Source organism: Archangium sp. (assembly GCF_036389735.1).
Lineage (GTDB): Bacteria > Myxococcota > Myxococcia > Myxococcales > Myxococcaceae > Archangium.
The window spans coordinates 1-7,145 of sequence record NZ_DASVWK010000494.1; the positions used below are offsets into that span (position 1 = coordinate 1).

Sequence of the window (7,145 nt, forward strand, 5' to 3'; positions counted from 1 at the left end):
TGGCTGAAGACGAGCGCCCGGCTCCCCTCGGCGCGCAGGGTGTCCACCAGCTCCAGGAAGCGCTCCAGCTTGGAGGACAGCAGCGGCGAGTCCCCGTCCACCAGCCTCGGGTGGCAGGCCGCCAGCCGCAGCCGGGTGAGGGCCACCAGCATCTCGAAGCGCCTGGCCGGCCCCGAGGCGTCCCGCAGCCGCGCCAGCGCCGCCAGCCGCGTGTCCTCGTACAGCCGGCGCTCGCCTTCCGAGAGGGTGATGGGCACCACCGTCTCCACGCGCGGCGGCAGCTCGCGCGCCACCTCCGCCTTGGTGCGCCGCAGCAGGAAGGGCCGCACCACCCGCGCCAGCGCCGCGCGGGCCTGGGGGTCCTTCGTGCGCTCGATGGGGCCGGAGAAGCGCTCGCGGAAGGACTCGCGGCTGCCCAGCAGCCCCGGGAAGACGAGCCGGTAGAGGCTCCACAGCTCCGACAGCCGGTTCTCCACCGGCGTGCCCGAGAGGGCGATGCGCGCCTCGGCCTTCAGCGCCCGCACCGCCTTCGCCCGCGCCGTGTCCGGGTTCTTCACCGCCTGGGCCTCGTCCAGCACCAGCGTGGCGAAGGACACCTCGCAGAAGCGCCCGGCCTCGCGCGTCAGCAGCCCGTAGCTGACCACCACCACGTCCCCGGCGCCCAGCCCGGAGAGCAGCGCCTCCCGGTCCGCCGCGTCGTAGGCGTGCACCTTCAGCGAGGGAGCGAAGCGCGCCGCCTCGCGCACCCAGTTGAAGCACACCGAGGTGGGCGCCACCACCAGCGCGGGCCCGGCCTTCGCCCGGTGCAGCAGCAGCGCGAGCGCCTGGAGCGTCTTGCCCAACCCCATGTCGTCCGCCAGGCACCCGCCCCCCCCCCACTCCGCCAGCCGCGCCATCCAGCGGAAGCCCTCCCGCTGGTAGTCGCGCAGCTCCGCCTTCAGCCCCGCGGGCACCTTCACCTTCAAGGACTGGGCCTTGCGGATGCGGGAGGCGAGCTGGCGCCAGTCCGGGGGGGCCACCACCTCCGCGCCCACCTCGGCCAGCCTGTCCAGCACGGGCGCCGCCGCCGCGCTCACCTCCCAGTGGCCGCGCGAGCGGTGCGCCAGATCCACCAGCGGGGAGAGCTGCTCGCGCAACGTCTCGGTGAGCCTCACCCAGCGTCCCGGCCCCAGGGGCACGTAGTGGTGCCCGCGTCGCATGGCGTCCAGCAACACGGCCAGCTCCACCCGCTCGCCCTCCAGTTGCACCCCGCCCGCTACGCCGAACCAGTCCCGCTCCCGGTGCACCTCCACCTTCAACCCCTTCGCATCCGGCGAGCGCACCACGCTCCACGGGCGTTCCTCCCACTCCACGTGCACACTGGGACCCGTCAGGGGCTCCAGTCGCTCCAGGAAGCCGAGCGCCGCCTCCGGCCCCTCCAGGGTGAAGCGGCCCTGGTCCTCCAACGGCAGCTCCAGCTTCTCCAACAGCGCGGCGGCCTCGGCGCGCTCGGCCTCCAGATCTCTCCGCACCCGTACCCGCTCGCCCCCGCGCAGCCCCCGGACGACGTCGACGCCCTCGCCCGGCACCAACGGGGGGGCCTCGGGCAGCGGCCGGACGAACACCGCGCCCTCCAGGGCCTCGCCGCCCGTGGGCCGCAGGCGTACCAGCAACCCGGGAGTGGGGGGCACCTCGCGCGCCTCCAGCGAGGGGGGCAGGGACACGGGGAAGACCGCCTCCACCCCGCCAAGCCGCCGCAGCAGCTCCGCGCGCGACTTCGCGGGCAGCCGCCCTCCGTGCTCCACCACCGTGGCCAGTACCGCCAGCGCCTCGGGGGAGGCGGACACCAGCGTCACCCTCGGCACGGCGGGGTCGACGAGGAGCCACGGCTGGGGCAGGTGCCACCCCCGGCCCAACCCGCGCACCACCTCGGAGGACACCGGCTCTCCGCCCAGCGTGGGGCGCACCCGCAGCCCGTCCTCCGCCTCCTCCAGTCCGAGCCCGAGCGGCGCGGTGCGCACCCGCAGGGGCACCTCCAGCCTCGACTCGAGCACCAGGTGAGGGTGGTGCGCGAGCAGCTTCAGCGCCTGCACGAGGACCCGGTGGCGATCTCCCGGCTCGTGCAACCGGCTCACCAGCCGACACAGCTCGAAGGCCTCCACCTCCTCGGGCGAGACGAGGAGGAGTCGGGCCTCTTCCTCCTCGCGAAAGGCCACCTGGGTGCCCTTGGAGAGGCCGCCCCGCTTCAACGTCCGGTGGAGGTAGGGCCGCAGGCGTGGCTCTCCCTCGCCGAACTCCAGCCGGAAGCTCACCTGGGCCACGGGCCTGGAGGCGCGCCGGGCCCGGGCCAGGAGCCCGGCCTTGTCCATGGCCGCCAGCAGGTGCTGGGCGGGCGCCTGGAAGAGCCGCTCGGCGAGTTGCGTGTTCTGCGTCGCCCGCTCCCGGTCTCCGAGCGCGGCGAGCAGCGCGTCCAGCGCGGAGAGGACATGGATGCAGAGGGCCGGCTGCCTCGGGCCACACACCGAGCACCCGAAGGGGCGCTCCTCTCCCTCGAGGAGCTGCACGAGGTCCACCCGCGCGCACCGCCCATGGAGCTGCTCCGAGAGCACCTCCGTCCGGGACAGGCCGGTGCGGGCCTCGTGGAGGTGCGCGACGACGCGCTTGTCCGGGAAGCACAGGAGGCGCTCGTTCTCGGGGAGGAGGCGCGGGACGGCATGCTCGCGCACCCGGGCCCGCGCCTGCTGGAGCAGGTGGACGAGCGGCTCGAGGCGCGCATCCGTGGGCGGAAGCGGCACGGGCTGGACGCCCTCCCGCTCCAGCCCCAGCCGCACGCGCTCGGCCTCGATGCGGACGCGCTCCCAGCAGGCCTGACGGAAGGTGTCCCGAGCCTTCTGGGACCAGGTGTCCGGCAGCACCAGGGAGCCCTCCAGCACGGCCGTGAGCGGGTACCCGTCGAGCAGATAGAGCCGGTGGGTCACGCCGAAGCCCCGGGGAAGCAGGGGCTCCAGCTCCGAGACGGTGGCCCGGCGCAGGTGGGTGACCTGGTGGGCCTCCAGCCAGGCCCGCGCCTCCTCGGGGGTCCCCGGCGGTGCCTCCTTGGAGCGCCGTGGGGGCGTGTCTTCCTCGGGCGCGGTGGAGCCGAGCACGGCCAGCCCGAGCGCCACCACGTGCTCGCAGATGCTGGACTCCCGGAAGCGGTGGCACGAGCACCCGCCGAGCAGCCCCCGCTCGTCCGCGGACACGGACACCTGGAGGTGCACGCCCCCGCGCCCCAGGACCTCACCCCGCACGTGGTCGGGCGTGGCCACCCAGGAGAAAACGCGCCCCTTGGCCACCCACCGCTGCCCCTTGTCGTAGACCCATGCGCCCGCGAGTTCCAGGAGCTGCCCCCGGGTGAGCCAACGCTGCATCGACCTGCCAAGGCCGGAGGACGACTTTTCCGGTAATGTCTTCGACATGACCTCGAAGATAGCCCCCGGAAGCCCACCTGTCCGCTTTCACGATGACGACTTCGCGGTCAGCGAGCATGGAAACGACCGGACCCTCGCTTGCGCTACCCTCCCGTGCCATGGACCGGAAGCGCACAATCGGACTGCTCGTCGGCGTGCTGGTGCTCGTGGGCTGCCTCGTCCTCTCCCTGAGAGGACGCGGGACGGAGTCGGAGACGCGGGCCCCCCAGGCCGCCCCGGTTCCGGCTCCAGCCCGCCCGGTCCCGGAGACCGCACCGAGGCGTGAGCCCGCGCCCCTCGCCTCCGCCGTGCCCTCGCGCCTCGTGCCCGCCAGTCGGGCCGAGGAGACGACCGAGCCTCTGGGCTCCTTCCAGGGCCGCGTCATCTCGGGCACCACGGGCGAGGGCGTAGGGGACGCCGAGCTGACCTTCGCCTCGAAGGGAGGCGCCACGTCCACCCACACGGACAGCAGCGGCCGGTTCCGTTTCGTGCCGCATACGCCGGGCACCTGGCAGCTCGCGGTGGTGACGGCGCGGGGCTACCTGCCCTTCGGCCCCGAGTGGGGACAGAGCCCCATCCGCCTCACGGCCGTCCCGGGCCAGCGCATCTCGGAGATCGTGCTCGCCCTGATGCCCGAGGTGGAGTTGCTGGGCCGGGTGGAGGGCCCCGATGGGCAGCCCGTGCCCGGCGCGCGGGTGCGGGTGCTCACCGGCCAAGACGGGGAGTCGGTGCTCGTCCCCACGTCGGACCATCACGAGTCCGATGCGCGCGGGGAGTTCCGCTTCCACGCGCCCGAGGGAGCCACCGTGGAGGCCCGGCACCCGGCCCACGCCTCCGCCCGGGCCGAGGTGACGCCGACCGTGGCGCTGGCGCGCCGTCTGGTGCTGAAGCTGGGGAAGCGGGAGGGCACCGCGACGGCCACGACAGAGGAGGCCCTGGCGGGTCGCGTGGTGGGGGGAGATGGAGCGGCCGTCCCCGGCGCGCGGGTATCCGTGGTGTCCGCCGCGAGCGCCTGGCCTCGCGGGTATGGAGATGAGCTCGGCTACGGGACGCTCACGGACGCGGAGGGACGCTTCGTGGTCGAGGGCCTGGAGCCGGGCACCTACGACGTCACCGCGAGGTTGATGGGGCTCGCCCCCGGAGAGCTGCGGGACGTGGCCACGGGGCGCGAGGACCTAGTGCTGAAGCTCGCGTGGGGGGCGACGCTGGCGGGCACGGTGAGCGAAGCGGCCAACGGCAAGCCCGTGCCCTCCTTCAGCCTGGGGGTGAGCACGCGACGAGGTCCCCTCCAGCGCGTGCCCTTCGCGCAGCACGCGTTCATCGACGCGCGGGGCCACTACGAGCTGGCCGGTGTGCCTCCGGGAAGCTACGTGGTGCAGGTGGCCGCGTCCGGCTACGCGCCCTCGGAGAGGGTCGTGGAGGTGCCGGAAGGGGCCTCCGGGCCGGTGACGGCGGACTTCTCGCTGACGCGAGGCGCGAAGCTGACGGGGCGTGTGGTGGAGGAGGGCTCGGGCCAGCCGCTGGCGCGCGCGCGCATCGCCATCGAGGGCCTGGGCGTCCCAGGGGCGCTGACGCTGCGCTACGACGCCCTCTCCGATGCGAAGGGCGGATTCTCGCTCGACGGGTTGCCCACGGGCGAGCTGTCCCTGTTCGTCTCCGCGGACCAGCACCACAGCCGCATCCTCTCGGGCATCTCGGTGCGCCCCGACGCCACGGCCCCACAGCTCATCGAGCTGCGGAAGACGGAGGAAGGAGAGGAGCCGCGGGTGGAGCTGGTGGGCATCGGGGCGGTGCTCGCGGCGCGCGATGACGCCCTGGTGCTGGGCGAGGTCATGGCGGGCGGAGGCGCGGCCGAGGCGGGGCTCGTGACGGGGGACGGCATCGTGCGCATCGACGGGCGCCCGGTGGTGGAGCTGGGCTTCGCGGAGGCGGTCCAGCACATCCGTGGCCCCGAGGGCAGCCGGCTGGTGCTCGGGGTACGCAAGGCATCGGCAATGGGCACGGGAGGCAGCCCCCCTCCCGTCGTGGACATCACCGTGACGCGACGGCGGATCCGCCGGTAGGCACCAGACCGGCCAGCAGGCCTCGCCGGGGCACGGACCAGAGCTCCTGCCCCCGCACCTCCCAGCCCGCGAGCAGGTGGTTGGCCGCCATGAAGCCCGAGGTCGCCGCGCGCTCCATCAGCGCCGTGGGAATGGGCAGGCGGACGAAGTCCCCCGCGAGCACCACCTGGGGGAAGGGCGTCTCCACCGTGGGCCGCAGCTGGAACGAGCCCGGCGCGAAGGCCGGACAGTCCTGGCGCATCAGGAATCGCTCCGCCACGACGCTTGCCCCGCGCAGCTCCGGGTAGAGGTGGTGCAGCCCGTCCAGCAGCTCGCGCCGTACCGAGGCCTCGTCCACTCCCCGGGGCAGGCCGTAGGCATGCAGCTCCACCACCGAGCCACCCGTGCGCGCCGCCCAGCGCCGGCTCTCGCCCTCGAACAGGTGGTAGAGCGAGATGTTGTCGATCATCCCCATGCCCGTGGTCCCCACGAAGGGATGCCGGCCCGGTGCCGAGGGCCTGTTCAGCCACATCCTCCACACCGCGAAGGGTGAGGTGAGCGCCAGCGCGTCGACCTGCTCGCGCCACCCTCCGTCCCGTAGCTCTGGTGAGTCGGAGATGATCCGCTTCAGCGCCTCCACCGAGGTGGAGAGCACCACCGCATCCGCCTCGACGGGCGCTCCGCCGTCGCTCCGCAGCCGCACCCCACCGCCCTCGCGCAACCCCACCGCGGTGACCGCCTCGCCGAGCCGGAACCGGACGCCCAGTCCCTCGAGGTAGCGCCGCAAGGGCAGCCATACCGCCGTGGCGAACGGCTCGTCGAGCACGTCGAAGACGAGGCCCTCCGGGTTCCCCATGAAATAGAAGTGGAACATCATCAGCAGCTCGGCCGCCGACATCTCCTCCTCCGGGTTGAAGAAGGAGTGCGAGAAGACATCGAACAGCATGCGCCGCGCATGGGGCGGGAAGCGCAGGGAATCCAGGTACTCGCGCGCGGTGCGCTGGTCGAACCCGGCGTAGGTGCGCTCCATGTCGAAGGAGAGCATCGCCATCGAGGAGCGCAGGTCCATCCGGACGAGGTCCGCCCACTTCAACGTCGAGGTGCGCATGACGAGCCCCAGCACGTTGAAGGGCGGGAGGGCGGGGAGGCGCGAGAAGGACTCCATGCTCCCGCCGCGTCCGAGGATGGGGTAGTCCTCCAGCTTCCGCAGCCGCTCCAGCCGGGGGTCCACCCGCCGCAGCAACGCCCGCGCGTTGTAGTACTGGCGGAAGAAGGCATGGAAGCCGCGCTCCATCTCCACCGACTCGCCGTCCTCCAAGCGCTCCATCCAGCCGCCCACCCGGCCCCCGAGGAACGACTCGCGCTCGAGGACGGTGACGGAGACGCCGCGCTCGGCCAGCAGGGTCGCGGCCGCCATGCCGGCCAGCCCACCGCCCACCACGGCCACGCTCCGCCCCCGAGGCACTCGCGGCAACCGGGCCCGAGGCGAGAGGGGAAGTCGTTCGGGGCTCAATCGCCCCAGGGACAGACTCGGCATTTCGAGGGAAAGGCGCATGGTTTCCTCCCGGTCACGGCGAAGGGGGGAGCTGAAGCACCGAGCGGGAGAGCCCCTCCAGCCACCGCACGGCGGCCAGGGGGCCGAGGCCCGCGAGCGTGAGAACATCCCGGTACACCC

General features: G+C 73.5%; 3 protein-coding genes. 1 reads left to right on the forward strand and 2 read right to left on the reverse strand.

The features are described 5' to 3' along the window. Nucleotides 1–3,437, reverse strand: a 3,437-nt coding sequence (locus VF794_RS17375; protein ID WP_331111799.1) for an SNF2-related protein, incomplete at its 3' end; no start/stop codon positions are given. A 110-nt stretch (nucleotides 3,438–3,547) separates the two neighbouring features. Here VF794_RS17375 and VF794_RS17380 point away from each other — a divergent pair. Next, on the forward strand, nucleotides 3,548–5,491 hold the full coding sequence (locus tag VF794_RS17380; protein WP_331111800.1) for a carboxypeptidase regulatory-like domain-containing protein: 1,944 nt from the start codon (nucleotides 3,548–3,550) through the stop codon (nucleotides 5,489–5,491). Here the strand turns inward: VF794_RS17380 and VF794_RS17385 are convergent. Beyond that, on the reverse strand, nucleotides 5,460–7,025 hold the full coding sequence (locus tag VF794_RS17385; RefSeq protein ID WP_331111802.1) for an FAD-dependent oxidoreductase: 1,566 nt from the start codon (nucleotides 7,023–7,025) through the stop codon (nucleotides 5,460–5,462). The two genes, VF794_RS17380 and VF794_RS17385, sit on opposite strands and share 32 nt — an antisense overlap. Nucleotides 7,026–7,145: the final 120 nt, after the last annotated feature.